The sequence below is a fragment of the Streptomyces sp. NPDC025721 genome (genome assembly GCF_055558595.1).
Genome location: NZ_JBVHMF010000035.1, coordinates 1 through 17,844, shown reverse-complemented (window position 1 = coordinate 17,844; position 17,844 = coordinate 1). Strand labels below are relative to the sequence as shown.

8 protein-coding genes, 1 tRNA gene, 1 rRNA gene and 1 pseudogene are annotated in these 17,844 nt (G+C 71.3%); 1 reads left to right on the top strand and 10 read right to left on the bottom strand.

Features of this window, described 5'->3' with window-relative positions:
* Nucleotides 1-45: 45 nt before the first annotated feature.
* The 7 genes and pseudogenes from ACZ4EF_RS33140 to ACZ4EF_RS33110 form a co-directional block, all read right to left on the bottom strand.
* The gene (locus ACZ4EF_RS33140) at nt 46-597 is read right to left on the bottom strand and encodes a CinA family protein (protein ID WP_355338129.1); all 552 of its coding nucleotides are present in this window, start codon (nt 595-597) and stop codon (nt 46-48) included.
* The gene (pgsA, locus tag ACZ4EF_RS33135; RefSeq protein WP_391052278.1) at nt 594-1,394 is read right to left on the bottom strand and encodes a CDP-diacylglycerol--glycerol-3-phosphate 3-phosphatidyltransferase; all 801 of its coding nucleotides are present in this window, start codon (nt 1,392-1,394) and stop codon (nt 594-596) included. The genes ACZ4EF_RS33140 and pgsA overlap by 4 nt, the downstream gene beginning before the upstream one ends.
* Before the next feature lie 146 nt (nt 1,395-1,540).
* Nucleotides 1,541-3,064 (bottom strand): annotated as a pseudogene (rimO, locus tag ACZ4EF_RS33130) (30S ribosomal protein S12 methylthiotransferase RimO); the annotation flags it as partial.
* 83 nt (nt 3,065-3,147) lie between these two features.
* Nucleotides 3,148-3,957, bottom strand: coding sequence for a helix-turn-helix domain-containing protein (locus ACZ4EF_RS33125; protein ID WP_188286150.1), 810 nt, complete (start codon nt 3,955-3,957; stop codon nt 3,148-3,150).
* A gap of 319 nt (nt 3,958-4,276) precedes the next feature.
* Nucleotides 4,277-7,057 carry a DNA translocase FtsK gene (locus ACZ4EF_RS33120; RefSeq protein ID WP_391163780.1) on the bottom strand — a complete coding sequence of 927 codons (2,781 nt, stop codon included), beginning with the start codon at nt 7,055-7,057 and terminating at the stop codon, nt 4,277-4,279.
* Between the two features lie 127 nt (nt 7,058-7,184).
* Nucleotides 7,185-7,883: a response regulator gene (locus ACZ4EF_RS33115; RefSeq protein WP_355338120.1), complete on the bottom strand. Its 699-nt coding sequence runs from the start codon at nt 7,881-7,883 to the stop codon at nt 7,185-7,187.
* A gap of 253 nt (nt 7,884-8,136) precedes the next feature.
* Nucleotides 8,137-13,620 (bottom strand): HAMP domain-containing protein, encoded by a 5,484-nt coding sequence (locus ACZ4EF_RS33110; RefSeq protein WP_467507824.1) that lies wholly within the window; start codon nt 13,618-13,620, stop codon nt 8,137-8,139.
* Between the two features lie 325 nt (nt 13,621-13,945).
* Here ACZ4EF_RS33110 and ACZ4EF_RS33105 point away from each other — a divergent pair, with 325 nt between their 5' ends.
* Nucleotides 13,946-16,618 (top strand): SpoIIE family protein phosphatase, encoded by a 2,673-nt coding sequence (locus ACZ4EF_RS33105; RefSeq protein WP_355338115.1) that lies wholly within the window; start codon nt 13,946-13,948, stop codon nt 16,616-16,618.
* A gap of 134 nt (nt 16,619-16,752) precedes the next feature.
* Here the strand turns inward: ACZ4EF_RS33105 and ACZ4EF_RS33100 are convergent.
* The 3 genes from ACZ4EF_RS33100 to rrf all read right to left on the bottom strand — a co-directional run.
* A tRNA-Thr gene (locus tag ACZ4EF_RS33100) sits at nt 16,753-16,825 on the bottom strand.
* A gap of 71 nt (nt 16,826-16,896) precedes the next feature.
* Entirely contained in the window at nt 16,897-17,625 is a 729-nt protein-coding gene (locus ACZ4EF_RS33095) for a DegT/DnrJ/EryC1/StrS family aminotransferase (RefSeq protein ID WP_355338780.1), read from the bottom strand.
* A gap of 133 nt (nt 17,626-17,758) precedes the next feature.
* Nucleotides 17,759-17,844: ribosomal RNA gene (gene rrf / locus ACZ4EF_RS33090) — 5S ribosomal RNA — on the bottom strand; the annotation flags it as partial.

Here is a 17,844-nt window from a genome sequence, read left to right as displayed (position 1 = left end):
TACCGCCTCGGGCACCGGCCGTGCGGGGAGCGATGTCGTGTTCACTCAGGGCTGCAAACATCCCTTCCCCCCGTGTTCTTCCCTATCCTTCGCCTCCGGACTCTTCTCGGGGCGGGTCTTCCTCAGCTCCGAGGTCAGCAGTTCGAATACGGCGGCCACGGTCGCCCGCCGGATCTCCGTACGGTCGCCCGACAGCCTGAGCGCGGCGCCCACCGCACCGCCGGGACCCGCGACGGCCACGAACACCGTGCCCACCGGCTGCCCGTCCTGCGGGTCCGGTCCCGCCACCCCGGTCGTCGCGGCGCCCCAGTCGGCGCCGAGCCGGTCCCGTACGCCCTCGGCCATCTCGCGGGCCACCTGGGCGTCCACGGCGCCGCGCGCGGCCAGCAGGGCCGCGTCCACGCCGAGCAGCTCGTGCTTGAGGGCGGTCGCGTACGCCGTCACCGAGCCGCGGAAGGTCCGGGAGGCGCCGGGCACCCCGGTCAGCTCCGCGGCCACCAGACCGCCGGTCAGGGACTCCGCGACGGCCAGCGTCCGGCCGCGCTCGTCCAGCAGCCGCAGTACCTCCGCCGCGTCCGCCCGCCCAGCGGCGGTCATACGCCCTGCGGTCGCTCGGCCCCGGCCTCGGCCTCCAGCTCGACGCCGGCCACGGAATCCGCCGCGGTCGCGCCCGCCGGAGCGCCCGCCGGAGCTTGGGCCGGAGCTTGGGCCGGAGCGGCGGCCGCTTCCGCGACCGCCTCGGAGGCCGCCGCGACCGCGGCGCGCTCCGCCGCCAGTCCCGCGCGCCGCAGGACGACCGCCTGCCGTACGTAGTCGAAGCCGGTGGCGACGGTCAGGACGACCGCGGCGCCCATCATCCAGGCCCGTACGGTGGCCAGCGGGCCGGTCAGGATCAGGACGTACATGCCGACGGCGATGCCCTGGGTGAGCGTCTTGAGCTTGCCGCCCCGGCTGGCGGGGATCACGCCGTGCCTGATCACCCAGAACCGCATGGCGGTGATGCCCAGCTCGCGGAAAAGAATAACGACGGTGACCCACCAGGGCAGGTCGCCGAGGGCGGACAGGCCGACGAGCGCCGCGCCCATGATCGCCTTGTCGGCGATGGGGTCGGCGATCTTGCCGAAGTCGGTGACCAGGCCGTAGCGGCGGGCCAGCTCGCCGTCGAAGAGGTCGGTGATCATCGCGACGGCGAAGGCGGCCCAGGCGAAGGAGCGCCAGGCCGGGTCGTGCCCGTCGCCGTGCACGAGCAGCAGTACGAAGCCGGGGACCAGGACCAGCCGGGCCATCGTGAGCATGTTCGCGATGTTCCACAGGTCGGCCTTGGGCAGCACCGGGTCCCCGAGGTGGTCGGGGGTCGAGGAGGCCGGGGCGGCGGGCGCGGGGGCTCCGGTCATCTGCCCACCTCCTGCAGGCCGCGCGGGGCGTCGGTCACGCCCCCCGCGGCACTCGCGGTCCCGGTCGTATCCTCAGGAATCTCGGGAATCTCAGGAACCGCCGGAATCCCAGGAACCGCACGGCTCGCCGGAACCGTCGGGGCGTCCAGCGGCTCCGCGATCAGGTCCACGCCCTCGGTCGCCGTCACCTTCGCCATGACGAAGGTCCCCGGCAGCGGGGCGGGAGCGCCGTCGGGCACCGCCAGCACGACCTGCCCGTCGGTCTCCGGCGCCTGGTGGTCGGCCCGGCCGGTCACCTCGCCGGTCTCCTCGTCCACCGCCTCGACCAGCACCCGTACGGTCGCGCCCAGCCGCTCCTCCGCGCGCTGCGCGGTCAGCTCCTCGGCGAGCCGCGAGACCCGCGCGAGCCTGGCGGCGACCACGTCCTCGTCGAGCTTGTCGCCGAAGGTCGCCGCCTCCGTACCGTCCTCGTCCGAGTAGCCGAACACGCCGATGGCGTCCAGCCGCGCGGAGCCCAGGAACCGTTCCAGCTCGGCCAGATCGGCTTCCGTCTCGCCGGGGAAGCCGACGATGAAGTTCGAGCGGACACCCGCCTCCGGGGCCTTGGCCCGGATGGTGTCCAGCAGTTCGAGGAAGCGGTCGGTGTCGCCGAAGCGGCGCATGGCGCGCAGCACGGCGGGCGCGGAGTGCTGGAAGGACAGGTCGAAGTACGGGACGACGCCCGGAGTTCCGGTGAGCGCGTCGATCAGGCCGGGGCGCATCTCGGCGGGCTGGAGGTAGCTGACCCGGACCCGCTCGATGCCGTCGACCGCCGCCAGCTCCGGCAGCAGCGTCTCCAGCAGGCGGATGTCGCCGAGGTCCTTGCCGTACGAGGTGTTGTTCTCGCTGACCAGCATCACCTCCTTGACGCCCTCTCCGGCCAGCCAGCGGGTCTCGCCGAGGACGTCGGAGGGGCGGCGGGAGATGAAGGAGCCGCGGAAGGACGGGATCGCGCAGAAGGTGCAGCGGCGGTCGCAGCCGGAGGCGAGCTTCACGGAGGCGACGGGTCCCGAGTCCAGGCGGCGGCGCAGCGGCGCGCGCGGTCCGGAGGCGGGCGCGACGCCCTCGGGCAGGTCGGCGGGCGCCTGGGCCGCGAAGTCCTCGGAAGCCTCAAGAGCGCTCGCGGCGGCCTCGACCGGCTCCTCGCCGGACGTCCCGTGCCCCTGCGCGTGCCCCGGCAGCGCCACACTCGCCGCCTGCCGCTCGGCCGGGCTGATCGGCAGCAGCTTGCGCCGGTCGCGCGGGGTGTGCGACGCGTGGACGCCGCCGGCCAGGATCGTCCGCAGCCGGTCGGAGATGTCCGCGTAGTCGTCGAAGCCGAGTACGCCGTCCGCCTCGGGCAGCGCCTCGGCCAGTTCCTTGCCGTACCGCTCGGCCATGCAGCCGACCGCGACGACGGCCTGGGTGCGCGCCTGCCCCTTGAGGTCGTTGGCCTCCAGCAGCGCGTCCACCGAGTCCTTCTTGGCCGCCTCGACGAAGCCGCAGGTGTTCACGACCGCCACATCGGCCTCGGAGGCGTCGTCGACCAACTGCCATCCGTCCGCCGCCAGCCGGCCGGCGAGTTCCTCGGAGTCCACCTCATTGCGGGCGCAGCCGAGCGTGACAAGAGCGACGGTACGGGGTTCGGGCATACGCTCAGCGTACCCGGCCATGTCGCCGCCGCCCCCGCGCCACCGGTGCTCGCGGTGGCGCCGGGACGGCGGGGAAGCACAATTCAGCCCTGCGTGGGGTCACCCGGCGTGTAGGTGAGACGCACCACCTGACCGTCGGTGCCCGCGGCGCCGAGGTCCTTGCCATTGACGAAGAGCTTGACGGCGCCCGCGTTGCCGACGACGAGCTTGATCTTCTTGTCGTCGGTGAAGGTCTGGGACTCGCCCTTCTTCAGCGACTTCTGGAAGAGCTGCTTGCCGTTGCCGTCACTGGCCTGGACCCAGCTCGTGCCGCTCTCGGCGCTGATCTTGACGGTGACCTTGCCGGGCGGGGCCGCGGCGATGGCGCTGTCGGTCGGGTCCGTCTTCGGATCGGCGCCGTTGCTCTGCGGCGACTGGGTGACGGCGGGCGCGCTGGTGGTCGCGGACGGGCTCGGGGAGTTCGCCGCGGTCTTGTCGCCGCCGCTGCCGCCGGTGAAGACCGTGAAGCCGACGAAGCCCACCACGGCGACGATCGCCGCGACCATGGCCGCCGTCCAGTTCGCCCGGCGCGGCTCCGAACGGATCTTCTGCGCCTCGTAGAGCGGCGCGACGGGAGCGGGCGCCTCCTCGCCGATGTGCTCGGCGACGTACTGCTCGACCAGCGGTTCGGGGTCGACGCCGACGGCGCGCGCCAGGGTCCGGATATGCCCGCGGGCGTAGACGTCGCCGCCGCACCGCGAGAAGTCGTCCTGTTCGATCGACTGCACGATCGGGACGCGCACCCGCGTGCTGGTGCTGACCTCGTCGATGGAGAGCCCCGCCGCGATACGGGCCTGGGCGAGGGCGTGACCGACCGAAGGCCGGTCTTCGGAGGGCGAGTTGCCGACGGACACGAGGGCGCCTTTCGAGGGTGCAGCCACCTGCTGGAAGTTCAGTCTAGGGGGGGTACGAAACGCGGCGGCAACCGGACGATCACTTTTTGTCCGCCATCAGGATTGCCATCGGGATCGCGGTCGGGGTTGCCATCGGGATCGCGGTCGGGATCGTCGTCGGAAGCCGACAGGTTCACCCGTGTGCATCGATACGAGCCCCCCTGTATCAACTTGACGTACGAACAGGAGAAACGGTTGCCCCAACACATTCCCCGAGTCCCGTGACTTACGCATTTCCGTGGGCCGTCCGGGCCCCCGGTACGTACAGGACCGGCCGCTCCTACGCTCCCCCGCCGCGGATCTCGGCGAGGACGTCGTCCAGCTCGTCGGCCTTCACCATCACGTCGCGCGCCTTGGAGCCCTCGCTGGGGCCGACGATGCCGCGCGACTCCATCAGGTCCATCAGCCTGCCCGCCTTGGCGAAACCGACCCGCAGCTTGCGCTGGAGCATCGACGTGGAGCCGAACTGGGTGGAAACCACCAGCTCAGCGGCCTGGCACAGCAGGTCCAGGTCGTCGCCGATCTCCTCGTCGATCTCCTTCTTCGGGCCGCTGCCGACCGTGACGTCGGAGCGGTAGCTGGGCGTGAGCTGCGCCTTGCAGTGGTCGACGACCTTGGCGACCTCGTCCTCGGTGACGAAGGCGCCCTGCATACGAATCGGCTTGTTCGCGCCCATCGGCAGGAAGAGCCCGTCGCCCTTGCCGATCAGCTTCTCGGCGCCGGGCTGGTCCAGGATGACGCGGCTGTCGGCGAGCGAGGACGTCGCGAAGGCGAGCCGGGAGGGCACATTGGCCTTGATCAGACCGGTCACGACATCGACGCTGGGCCGCTGGGTGGCCAGCACCAGGTGGATGCCCGCGGCCCGCGCGAGCTGCGTGATGCGGACGATGGAGTCCTCCACGTCACGCGGCGCGACCATCATCAGGTCGGCCAGCTCGTCCACGATCACCAGCAGATACGGATACGGCGTCAGCTCGCGCTCGCTGCCCTCGGGCGTCTTGGCCTTGCCCGAGCGCACGGCGGCGTTGAAGTCGTCGATGTGCCGGAAGCCGTACGCGGCGAGGTCGTCGTAGCGCAGGTCCATCTCGCGCACCACCCACTGGAGGGCTTCCGCGGCCCGCTTGGGGTTGGTGATGATCGGGGTGATCAGGTGCGGGATGCCCTCGTACGCGGTCAGCTCGACGCGCTTGGGGTCGACCAGCACCATCCGGACCTCGTCGGGGGTGGCGCGGGCCATCACCGAGGTGATCAGGCAGTTGATGCAGGAGGACTTGCCGGAGCCGGTGGCGCCCGCGACCAGGACGTGCGGCATCTTGGCGAGGTTGGCCATCACGTAGCCGCCCTCGACGTCCTTGCCGAGCGCGACGGTCATCGGGTGGTCCTCGCCCGCGGCCTCCGCGGAGCGCAGCACGTCGCCGAGGTTGACCATCTCGCGGTCGCTGTTGGGGATCTCGATGCCGACCGCGGACTTGCCGGGGATCGGGCTGATGATCCGGATGTCGGGGCTGGCGACCGAGTAGGCGATGTTCTTGGCGAGCGCGGTGATCCGCTCGACCTTGACCGCGGGGCCCAGCTCCACCTCGTAGCGGGTGACCGTCGGGCCGCGGGTGAAGCCGGTGACGACCGCGTCGACCTTGAACTCCTTGAAGACCTGGCCGAGCGCCGCGACCACCGCGTCGTTGGCGGCGCTGCGGGTACGGCCGGGGCCGCCGCGCTCCAGCAGGTCCAGGGAGGGCAGCGCGTAGGTGATGTCGCCGGAGAGCTGGAGCTGTTCCGCGCGGGGCGGCAGCGGCGGTCCCGTGGTCTCGGGCGACTTCTTGGTGAGGTCGGGGACGCCGCCGGACTCCGCGGGGACCCCGCCGGACTCCTCCGGGGTGTCCTCGGCGCGCGCGGCCGGCACCGGCTTCCTGATCCGGCTGGTGAGGTCGGCGACCAGCGGGGAGGGCTGCACGCCGTGCAGCACCGCGCCGTCCAGCGCGGCGGCGGCAGCGGCGGCCACGTCCACCGCGTCCCTGCCGTCCTCGTCCCGGTCGCCGGGCAGCGCCTCGGAGCGGCGCCTGGGGCGGCGGCGCGGCTTGGGCTCGTCGGCGCCCGGGTCGCCCCCGGCCGCGGACGCGACGGCGGAGCGCTCGTCGGGGTCGGTGTCGCTGTCGACGTCATACGGCTCCGCGGCCGATTTGCCGAAGCGGATCGGCAGCCGCCGTACGGGCGACTCGTCGGTGGTGTCGGCGGTGCGGGGGTCGTCCTCGTCCTCGAAGAAGTCCTCCAGCGGGACCGCCTCGGGGTCCGCGGGCGCCTCGTACACGCCGAGCCGGGTGGCGGCCTGGCGCAGCCGCTGCGGGATCGCGTTCACCGGGGTGGCGGTGACCACGAGCAGGCCGAAGCCGGTGAAGAGCAGGAGCAACGGGACGGCGAGCACCGAGCCGACGGTGTAGACGAGCGGGGAGGCGGCGGCCCAGCCGAGCAGGCCGCCCGCGTCGCGCATCGCGGTCGCGCCCTCGCCCCGGCCGGGGGCGCCGCAGGCCAGGTGGACCAGGCCGAGCGCGCCGATGACGAGGGCGGACAGGCCGATCACGATCCGGCCGTTGGCCTCCGGCTGTTCCGGGTGGCGCATCAGGCGTACGGCGACCGCGCCGAGCAGGAACGGCACGAGCAGATCCAGGCGGCCGAAGGCACCGGTGATCAGGACCTCGACGAGGTTGCCGACCGGGCCCTGGAGGTTGGACCAGGTGCCCGCGGCGACCACCAGGGTCAGGCCGAGCAGGAGCAGCGCCAGGCCGTCCTTGCGGTGCGCGGGGTCCAGGCCGCGCGCGCCGCGCCCTATGCCGCGGAAGACGGCGCCCACGGTGTGCGCCAGGCCGAGCCACACGGCGCGCGCCATGCGGAAGAGCCCGCTGGTCGGCGACGGTGCGGGCCGGGGCGCGGGTCTGGCCGCCGCTGCCTTCTTGGCGGGCGGTCTCCCCGCGGCGCTCTTCGCGGCGGCGGGCTTCTTCGCCGCGGTCTTCTTGGCCGCAGGCTTCGCCGGGGCTTTTTTGGCGGTGCCGGACGTACGTGAGGCCATGGTGCCGAGGTTACCGCCCTTGTGATCGGGTGACACGCGTGCCTGAGAGTACGCCCGTTCGTGTCGTCCGGCCGGGGCCGGGGACTGACGCGACGTCAAAAGCGGCGCGCGGCCTTCCCCGTACGGCTCACTCCTGATTCGGCAGCTTGACGACGCCGTTGCCGGTGCCCGGTTCGAGCGCGTCCAGGGCGCGGCGCAGGCCGGTCAGCTTGCGCTCCAGGTGGGCGGCGGTGGCGACGGCGGCGGCGTCCGCGGACTCGTCGAGCTGCTTGGTGAGCGCCTCGGCCTGCTCCTCGACGGCGGCCAGCCGCGCGGACAGTTCGGCGAGCAGCCCCGCGGGTTCGCCCGCGCCGCGTCCCCTGCCGTTGGTGCCCGCGGCGGACGGCACGCCCTGTTCCAACTGGAGCCGCAGCAGCGCCGCCTGCTCCCGGAGCTGACAGTTCTTGGTGTAGAGGTCGACGAACACCGACACCTTGGCGCGCAGCACCCACGGGTCGAACGGCTTGGAGATGTAGTCGACCGCGCCCGCCGCGTACCCCCGGAAGGTGTGGTGCGGGCCGTGGTTGATGGCGGTGAGGAAGATGATCGGGATGTCCCGGGTCCGCTCCCGCCGTTTGATGTGCGCCGCGGTCTCGAACCCGTCCATGCCCGGCATCTGGACATCGAGCAGGATCACCGCGAAATCATCGGTGAGCAGCGCTTTCAGCGCTTCCTCCCCGGACGATGCCCGTACCAGCGTCTGATCGAGCGCAGAGAGGATCGCCTCAAGCGCCAGCAGATTCTCCGGCCGGTCATCGACCAGGAGGATCTTGGCCTTCTGCACCATGGCCCGCCCTCCTCGCCCCGGCACTACACCGGTCGCCGCCCCCGGGGACGACTCCGTCGTGCCGCCCGTCCTTGTGCCGGTCATGGTAGCCGCACCCCGCCGTTCGCCACACCCTGTCACCGCCAGGTCACTCAACACGTACCGCAAACGTAGGCGGAGACCAGAAGGTTCCCCTTAATCGGCACCCTCACACCTCATCGGGCGCACGATCCCGGGCGCGGGCCCATGGCGTCGCCGGGCCCGCGCCCGGCCGTCACCGGGCGTGCATCCACTCCTCCATCAAGGTGAGCAGATGGTCGGTGTCGACCGGCTTGGTCACGTAGTCCGACGCCCCGGACTCGATGCTCTTCTCCCGGTCGCCCTTCATCGCCTTCGCGGTGAGCGCGATGATCGGCAGCCCGGCGAACTGCGGCATCTTGCGGATCGCCGTGGTCGTCGCGTAGCCGTCCATCTCCGGCATCATGATGTCCATCAGCACCACGGCGATGTCGTCGTGCTGCTCCAGGACCTCGATGCCCTCGCGGCCGTTCTCGGCGTACAGCACGGTCAGGCCGTGCTGTTCGAGGACGCTGGTGAGGGCGAAGACATTGCGGATGTCGTCGTCCACGATCAGCACCTTCTCGCCGCTGAAGCCGCCGGAGAAGCCGGTGTACGCGTCGGGGTGCCCCTCGTCGGACCAGGTGTCGTCGGTGCCCGCTCCGCCCGGACCCCGCGACTGCGCGGAGCCGTTGGCCGAGCCGTTCGCGGACCCGCCGCGCGGACCCGACCCGTTCGAGGGCGCAGAGCCGTTGGACTGGCCGCCGCCTTCGGACAGTTGCGGGGGCTGCGCGGAACGGCGGCGCAGCCGGGCCAGGCTGCTGCCGGGGCGCGCCCGGTCGCCGGCCGAGCCCTGCTCGAAGTCGCCGCCGTGGCCGCCCGCGGGCAGTTGCGGCAGCGCCTGCGGGAAGTCGCCCAGGGACAGCGGCAGATACAGCGTGAAGGTCGAGCCGCGTCCCGGCTGGCTGTCGGCGTGGATCTCGCCGCCGAGCAGCCGGGCGATCTCGCGGCTGATCGACAGACCGAGGCCCGTACCGCCGTACTTCCGGCTGGTGGTGCCGTCGGCCTGCTTGAACGCCTCGAAGATCACCCGCATCTTGCTGGCCGCGATGCCGATGCCCGTATCGGTCACGGAGAAGGCGATCAGCGGCTGGTCGGGCTCGCGCATCGTGCCCGCTTCCAGCAACTGCTCCTTGATCGACTGCGGCACCTCGGTGCCCGCGGGCCTGATCACCAGCTCCACCGAGCCGCTGTCGGTGAACTTCACCGCGTTCGACAGCAGATTGCGCAGCACCTGGAGCAGCCGCTGCTCGTCGGTGTGCAGGGTGACCGGCAGTTCGGGCGAGACCCGGACGGAGAAGTCCAGGCCCTTCTCCGCGGTCAGCGGCCGGAAGGTGGCCTCCACGTAGTCCACGAGCTGCACCAGGGCGATACGGGTCGGCGAGACGTCCATCTTGCCGGCCTCGACCTTGGACAGGTCCAGGATGTCGTTGATGAGCTGGAGCAGGTCGGAACCGGCGCCGTGGATGGTCTCGGCGAACTCGACCTGCTTGGGCGAGAGGTTGCCGTCCGCGTTGTCGGCGAGCAGCTTCGCCAGGATGAGCAGCGAGTTGAGCGGGGTGCGCAGCTCGTGCGACATGTTGGCGAGGAATTCCGACTTGTAGCGCATCGAGACCGCGAGCTGTTCCGCGCGCTCCTCCAGCACCTGGCGGGCCTCTTCGATCTCGGTGTTCTTCACCTCGATGTCGCGGTTCTGCCGGGCCAGCAGTTCGGCCTTCTCCTCCAGCTCGCCGTTGGACATCTCCAGGGCGGCCTGCCGGTTCTCCAGCTCCGCCGAGCGCTCCTGGAGCTGTTCGGTCAGCTCCTGGGACTGCTTGAGCAGCCCCTCGGTCTTGGTGTTGACCGAGATGGTGTTGACGCTGATCGCGATGATGTCGGTGATCTGATTGAGGAAGTCCTTCTGGATCTGGGTGAACGGCTGGAAGGCGGCCAGTTCGATCACGCCGAGCACCCGGCCCTCGAAGAGCACCGGCAACACGATGACGTGCGACGGAGGTGCCTCGCCGAGCCCCGAGGTGATCTTCAGATAACCCGGCGGCACGTTCTCGATCAGGATCGAGCGCTTCTCCACCGCGGCCTGGCCGATCAGCCCCTCCCCCGGCAGGAAGACCGACGACATCGTCCGCTTGGAGAAGCCGTACGCGCCGATCAGCCGCAGCTCGTACTCCTCGCCGACCTCCTGGGTGTCCTCGGCGAGGAAGAAGGCGCCGTGCTGCGCGGAGACGACCGGGGTCAGCTCGCTCATGATCAGCGCGGCCACGTCGCCGAGGTCGCGGCGGCCCTGCATCAGGCCGGAGATCCGCGCCAGGTTGCCCTTGAGCCAGTCCTGCTCCTTGTTGGCGAGCGTGGTCTCGCGCAGACGGACGATCATCGTGTTGATGTAGTCCTGGAGTTCCAGGATCTCGCCCGCCGCGTCCACGTCGATCCGCAGATTGAGATCGCCGCGGGTCACCGCGGTCGCGACCTGCGCGATGTTGCGGACCTGGCTGGTCAGGTTGTTGGCCATCAGGTTCACGGACTCGGTGAGGTCCTTCCAGATGCCCGAGACGTCGGGCACCCGGGCCTGACCGCCCAGACGTCCCTCCGTACCCACCTCGCGGGCGACGCGGGTCACCTCGTCACCGAAGGCGGAGAGCTGCCCGACCATCGTGTTGATGGTCGTCTTCAGCTCCAGGATCTCGCCGCGCGCGTCCACGTCGATCTTCTTGGACAGATCACCGCGGGCGACCGCCGTGGTCACCTGCGCGATCTGCCGCACCTGACCGGTCAGGTTGGACGCCATGCCGTTCACCGACTCGGTGAGGTCCTTCCAGGTGCCCGCCACGCCCGGCACCCGCGCCTGGCCGCCGAGGATGCCCTCGGTGCCCACCTCGCGGGCCACGCGCGTGACCTCGTCGCCGAAGGCCGACAGCGTGTCCACCATCGTGTTGATGGTCTCGGCGAGCTGCGCGACCTCGCCGCGCGCCTCGACGGTGATCTTCTTCGTCAGGTCGCCGTTGGCCACGGCCGTGGCGACCGACGAGATCGAACGCACCTGGCTGGTCAGGTTGTTGGCCATCAGGTTGACGTTGTCGGTGAGGTCCTTCCAGATGCCCGACGCGTCACGGACCCGCGCCTGGCCGCCGAGCTGGCCCTCCGTACCGACCTCACGGGCCACGCGCGTGACCTCGTCACCGAACGCGGACAGCGTGTCCACCATCTGGTTCACCGTCGTCACCAGCGCCAGGATCTCGCCCTTGGCGTCGACGGTGATCTTCCGGGACAGGTCGCCCTGCGCCACCGCGTTGGTGACATCGGCGATGTTGCGGACCTGACTGGTCAGGTTGTTCGCCATGAAGTTGACGGACTGCGTCAGGTCCTTCCAGGTGCCGCTGACGCCCTGCACCTCGGCCTGGCCGCCCAGGATGCCCTCGGTGCCCACCTCGCGGGCCACCCGGGTCACCTCCGCGCCGAACGCGGAGAGCTGGTCGACCATCGTGTTCAGGGTGTTCTTCAGCTCCAGGATCTCGCCCCGGGCGTCCACGTCGATCTTCTGCGACAGGTCACCGCGCGCCACAGCGGTGGCGACCTCGGCGATGTTGCGGACCTGGGCCGTCAGATTCCCCGCCATGCCGTTCACGGAGTCGGTCAGGTCACGCCACACACCGGCGACGCCTGGCACCTGCGCCTGGCCGCCGAGCCGCCCCTCCGTGCCCACGTCACGGGCCACGCGGGTCACCTGCTCGGCGAACGACGAGAGCTGGTCGACCATCGTGTTGATGGTGTTCTTCAGCTCCAGGATCTCCCCGCGCGCGTCCACGTCGATCTTCTGCGACAGATCACCGCGCGCCACAGCCGTCGTGACCTGCGCGATCTGCCGCACCTGGGACGTCAGATTGCCGGCCATGAAGTTGACGGAGTCCGTCAGGTCCTTCCAGGTGCCGGCCACCCCGTCCACCCGCGCCTGACCGCCCAGCCGCCCCTCCGTACCCACGTCACGCGCCATCCGCGTCACCTGGGCGGCGAAGGAACCGAGCTGGTCGACCATCCGGTTCACGGTGTTCTTGAGCTCCAGCATCTCGCCGGAGACGTCCACCGTGACCTTCTGCGTCAGATCGCCGTTGGCGACCGCCGTCGTGACCTGCGCGATGTTACGGACCTGGCCCGTCAGGTTGCGGAAGGCCGTGTTCACGGAGTCCGTGAGGTCCTTCCACGTACCCGCCGCTCCCGGCACCTGCGCCTGACCGCCCAGCACACCTTCGACGCCGACCTCGCGGGCCACCCGCGTCACCTCCGCGCCGAACGCGGAGAGCTGGTCGACCATCGTGTTGACGGTGTTCTTCAGCTCCAGCATCTCGCCGGAGACGTCCACCGTGACCTTCTGGGACAGGTCGCCGTTGGCGACCGCCGTGGTCACCTGCGCGATGTCGCGCACCTGGCCGGTCAGGTTGCGGAAGGCGGTGTTCACCGAGTCGGTGAGGTCCTTCCACGTACCCGCCGCGCCCGGCACCTGCGCCTGACCGCCCAGCAGACCCTCGGCGCCGACCTCACCGGCGACCCGCGTCACCTCGTCGGCGAACGTCCGCAGCGTCTCAGTCATCGCGTTGATCGTCTCGGCGAGCTGCGCGACCTCGCCGCGCGCGCCGATGGTGATCTTCTGCGACAGGTCGCCGTTGGCGACCGCCGTCGTCACCTGCGCGATGTCCCGCACCTGGGCCGTCAGATTCCCGGCCATCAGGTTCACGGAGTCCGTGAGGTCCTTCCACACACCGGCCATGCCCGGCACCTGGGCCTGGCCGCCCAGCTCGCCCTCGGTGCCCACCTCGCGGGCCACCCGGGTCACCTCGGAGGAGAACGAGGAGAGCTGGTCCACCATCGTGTTGACGGTGTTCTTCAGCTCCAGCATCTCGCCGGCCACGTGCACGGTGACCTTGCGGGACAGATCGCCCTTCAGGACCGCCTGCGTCACCAGCGCGATGTCCCGCACCTGGGCGGTCAGCCGGTACGCCATGGTGTTGACCGAGTCCGTGAGGTCCTTCCAGGACCCCGCCATGCCCCGGACCTTCGCCTGGCCGCCCAGCTTGCCCTCGGTACCGACCTCGCTGGCCACCCGCGTCACCTCGTCGGTGAACGCGGAGAGCTGGTCCACCAGCCCGTTGACCGTCCGGCCGACCTTGAGGAATTCACCGCGCAGCGGGTGCGCCGACCCGTCCGCGTTCTGCGACCGCAGGTCCATCCGCTGTTCCAGGTCGCCCTCGGCCACCGCCGACAGCACCCGCCCGACCTCCGACACCGGCCGTACGAGATCGTCCACCAGCGCGTTGGACGCCTCGATCGCGGCGGCCCAGGCGCCCTCGCAGGCACCGGTCTCCAGCCGCTCTGTGAGTTTTCCCTCCCGGCCGACGACCCGCCGGACCCGGGCCAGCTCACCGGTAAGGTGCTGGTTACGGTCCGCGACCTCGTTGAAGACGGCGGAGATCTCCGCCATCACGCCGTCACCCGACACCGTCAGCCGCTTGCGGAAGTTCCCGTCCCGCATCGCGGCCAGCGCTCCGAGGAGCTTGACCAGCGCGGCCGAATCGACCTCTACGGTCCCACTGGCGCGGGATCGCCCGTTCTTCGTGCGCGTGCTCGTGCCCCGCGCCGATGCGCCAGACTCCACCGTGTCCCTCCTGGAGGGTCGACCGACCTGCAAAAGTGCAAGATTGCTGCCTTGAGAGCATGCCCAGTGTTTCACCATGGCCCCACCCGGCCATAACAGTTCGGCGGCAACGCTGATAACCCGTGGCACGTTCGGGGTGGAAACACCCGCAACCGGCGCACGCGGTGTCCGCGTGGGTAAGTAACCTGGCTCTTGTGTCGGCGGCGCCGCACCTTGCCAGGCGTACACCTCAGGGGGCCGCCGACGAGGACCGGGCAGGACGGCGGCGGCACGGGCGGCGGGACCGGTCAGCGGACCCGCCCACGGACGAGCAACGAGGAGACCGGTGATCACGGCGCGCGCTGCGGCCAGCTTCGAACCGGTGGGGCGGTCGGTCGCCGTCGCGCGTGCCTTCGTACGCGACACCCTGCACGGCTGGGGCTTCGCCGACGTCGTGGACGACGCGGTGGTGCTCACCAGCGAACTGGTGACCAACGCCGTCGTGCACGCGGGCACCGCCGCCGACGTGCAGTGTCTGCGGTACGAGACGGCCGTACGCGTCGAGGTCGCCGACCACTACCCCGACCGCGAGATCCCCATCCAGGGCAGAGGCCGCCAGTTCCGCGACCCCGACAACGAGGGCGGGCGCGGCCTGCTGCTGTGCGCCGCCCTGGCCAGCCGCTGGGGCGTGGAGTACACCGGCGCGGGCAAGCACGTCTGGTTCCAGCTCGACCTGCCCGAGCGCCCCGCGGGCACCCGCTCCGCGGGACCCGTCCTGCCCGCCGCCGACCTCCCGCTCACCGACGAGAGCGTGCGCGTCGCCGTCGTCCAGGTCGACCGCATGGGCTCGATCACGCGCTGGAACGACGACGCGGCCGAGCTCTTCGGCCACCCCGCCGCCGACGTGGTCGGCAAACCGCTCGCCGACCTCACCGCCTGGCCGCAGACCCCCGGCACCGGCATCGGCCTCGCCGAGGCCCTGCTGCACTCCCGCTGGGAAGGCACCTACGGCCTGCGCGACGCCGACGGCCGCGTCCTGCCCGTGTACGGCTCCCACCTGCGCGTCCGCGACAGCGAGGGCGAGCCCTCCACCGTCATCCTGCTGGTGCGTGCCGAGGAGCGCGCCGTGCTCCAGACGCCGTCCCGCGGCTCCGGCAGCGCGGAATCCGGCCTCGGCCAACGCGGCAAGACCACGGACGCCTTCGAGGTCTTCATCGGCTCCCCCGCCCCCGACGACCTCGACAGCCTCCTCCAGCGCACCGTCGAACGCGCCCGCGACATGCTCGACGGCGACGCCGCCTACCTGCTGCTCGCCACCGACGACGAAACCGAGCTGGAAGTACGCGCCTCCACCGGCCTGCCGTCCGCCCGCCAGCGCTTCGCCCGCGTCCCCGTCGAAGCGGGCACCGGACGCTACGGCAGCGCCCGTATGCCGGCCGTCCACGAGGACCTCACCGCGGTCCCCGGCGCCGTACCGCTGCTGTCCGGCACCGGCATGCGCTCGGTGGTCACCGTGCCGCTCAAGGTCGAGGGGCGCCTGACCGGCTCGCTCGGCGTCGCGGCCGAGGCCCCCGGCCGCTACAACAACCAGGAAGCGCTGCGGCTCCAATTCGCCGCCGACCGGATCGCGCTCGCCGTGGAGAGCGCCCGGCTCACCGAGCTGGAACGGCTGCGCCGCGGCTCGCTGTCCTTCCTCGTCGAGGCGTCCGACCTGCTCGCGGGCACGCTGGAACGCGACCAGACGCTGGCCCTCATGGCCCAGATGACGGTTCCGACGCTGGCGAGCTGGTGCGCGGTCTACACGATCGCCGAGCAGTCGGAGCCGGAGCTGGCCTTCGTCCTGCACGAGGACGAGGACCGCATCGACGGCATCAAGGCGCTGCTGTCCCAGGTACGGCCTCCGGAGCCCGACCCGACACCCGGCGCCCGCATGTGGACCGCGCCCTCCGACGCGGCCCACTCCAGCGCCCTGCGGGCCTCTCTGCGCAGCCTCGGGGTCGGCGCGCGCTCCGCGCCCTCCTCGTCCGCGCCGAACGCCGCCACGCCCACCTCGGGCAAGGGCGGCCGCGCGCCGAGCGCCCCCGGTGTCGCGCTCGCCACCGCGGCGGCCGTCGGCGGCGAAACGGTCGTCCTGCCGCTGGTCGCCCGCAACCGGGTCATCGGCATGCTCACCCTCGGCAAGCCCGCCGACGAACGATTCCGCCAGGAGATCCTCGAACTCGCCGAAGACCTCTCCCGCCGAGCGGCCCTCGCCCTGGACAACGCCCGCCTCTACAGCGAGCGCACCGCGATCAGCCAGGCCCTCCAGCGCAGCCTCCTGCCGCCGGAGCTGCCGCACATCCCCGGCGTCGAGGTCGAGGTCGTCTACCGCGCCGCGGGCGAGGGCAACGAGGTCGGCGGCGACTTCTACGACCTCTTCCCGATCCGCGACGGCTGCTGGGGCTTCGCCATCGGCGACGTCTGCGGTACGGGCCCGGAGGCCGCCGCCGTCACCGGCCTCGCCCGGCACGCGCTGCGCCTGCTGGCCCGCGAGGGCTTCGGCGGCCCCGCCGTCCTCGAACGCCTCAACGCCGCCATCCTCGACGAGGGCGCCCGCAGCCGCTTCCTCACGCTCCTGTACGGCGAGTTGTGGCCCCAGCACGACGGCAGCGCCGTCCTGCGCATGGTCTGCGCCGGCCACCCGCTCCCGCTGCGCCTGCGCCCCGACGGCACCGTCGAACCCGCCGCCGAACCGCAGCCGCTGCTCGGCGTGATGGACGACCTCGAACTGTACGAGCAGACCGTCTCCCTCGACCCGGGCGACGTCCTGCTCTGCGTCACCGACGGCGTCACCGAGCGCCGCGAGGGCACCCGTATGCTCGGCGACGACGGCCTCGCCGACGTCCTGTCCACCTGTACGGGCCTGACCGCGGGCGCCGTGGCCGCCCGTATCCAACGGGCCGTTGAGCGCTTCGCCTCTGACGCGCCGTCCGACGACATGGCGATCCTGTCGATGCGGGTCCCGAAGAAGTCCGAGTAGCGCGGGTTCTTCGCACGGGGATTCTTCGCGCGGGGATTCTTCGCGCGGTCCTCGGCGCGCGGTCCTTGGCGCGGGTCCTGGTGCGCGACGGCATGAAGAAGGCCCCCACCTGACGGTGAGGGCCTTCTGTGCCGAGCCCCAATACGGAATCGAACCGTAGACCTTCTCCTTACCATGGAGACGCTCTACCGACTGAGCTATTGGGGCGCGTCGATGGGAAGATCCTATCCCATGAACGCGGGTGCTCGAAGCACGCTCAGGGGTCGTTCAGCGGCGGTTCACAGCAGCCCGCCGAGCGCGTTGCAGGCGTCCGCGATGTGCGTCAACTCCCGCTGGGTGATGCCGGGGTGGACCGGCAGCGACAGGCTGTCCGCGGCCACCAGTTCGGTCTGCGGCAACACGGCCCCCGACCGGTGCGCGGGCATCCGGTGCACCGGTACGGGCACGCTCACGGTCGCCCGCACGCCTCGTGCCGCCAGGGCCGCGGCGAAGGCGTCCCGGTCCGGCCGGCCGTTGCCGGGAATCCGTACCGCGTACTGCCGGTAAAGGTGGTGCGCCCCCGGCTCGGTGTACGGCACGACCACGCCCTTGAGCGCCGAGTCCAGGAACCGCGCGTGCGCCCGCCGCCGGGCGACCACTCCCGCGTCCTCCTCGACACCGCCCTCGGTGCCCTGCTCCACGAGCGCCAGACCACGGCGCGACGCCAGGTCGTCGAGCCGCGCCATCGGCGCGGGGTGCCCGAATACGTGGACGGGTACGATCGCGGCCGTCCGCGCCGTGACGCCCGCGGCGACGGCCTCGGGGGCCAGGCAGAACGTCCGGGGGTCGATGTCCGCGAACACCGGTGTGGCGCCCGCGAGTCGGACGGCGTCGGCCGGCGCGCCCGGACCGAACGACGGGACGATGACCTCGTCCCCTGTCCCGATACCCAGCTCTTCGAGCGACGTGCGCAGCGCGGCGGCCGTCGCGTCCGAAGCGATCCTGTGCCGTCGTCCGGCAGTCGTCATCTGCTGCACGTCTCCACACCTCCGCCTATCGGGAGGCCCAGAGTCTCGGAGCGACGTGAACAGAGGGTAACGGAAAACAAAAATGCCTTGGCCCCCGAGTCGAAGCTCGGGGGCCAAGGCATTGATAAAGATTGTTCGGCGGTGTCCTACTCTCCCACAGGGTCCCCCCTGCAGTACCATCGGCGCTGAAAGGCTTAGCTTCCGGGTTCGGAATGTAAC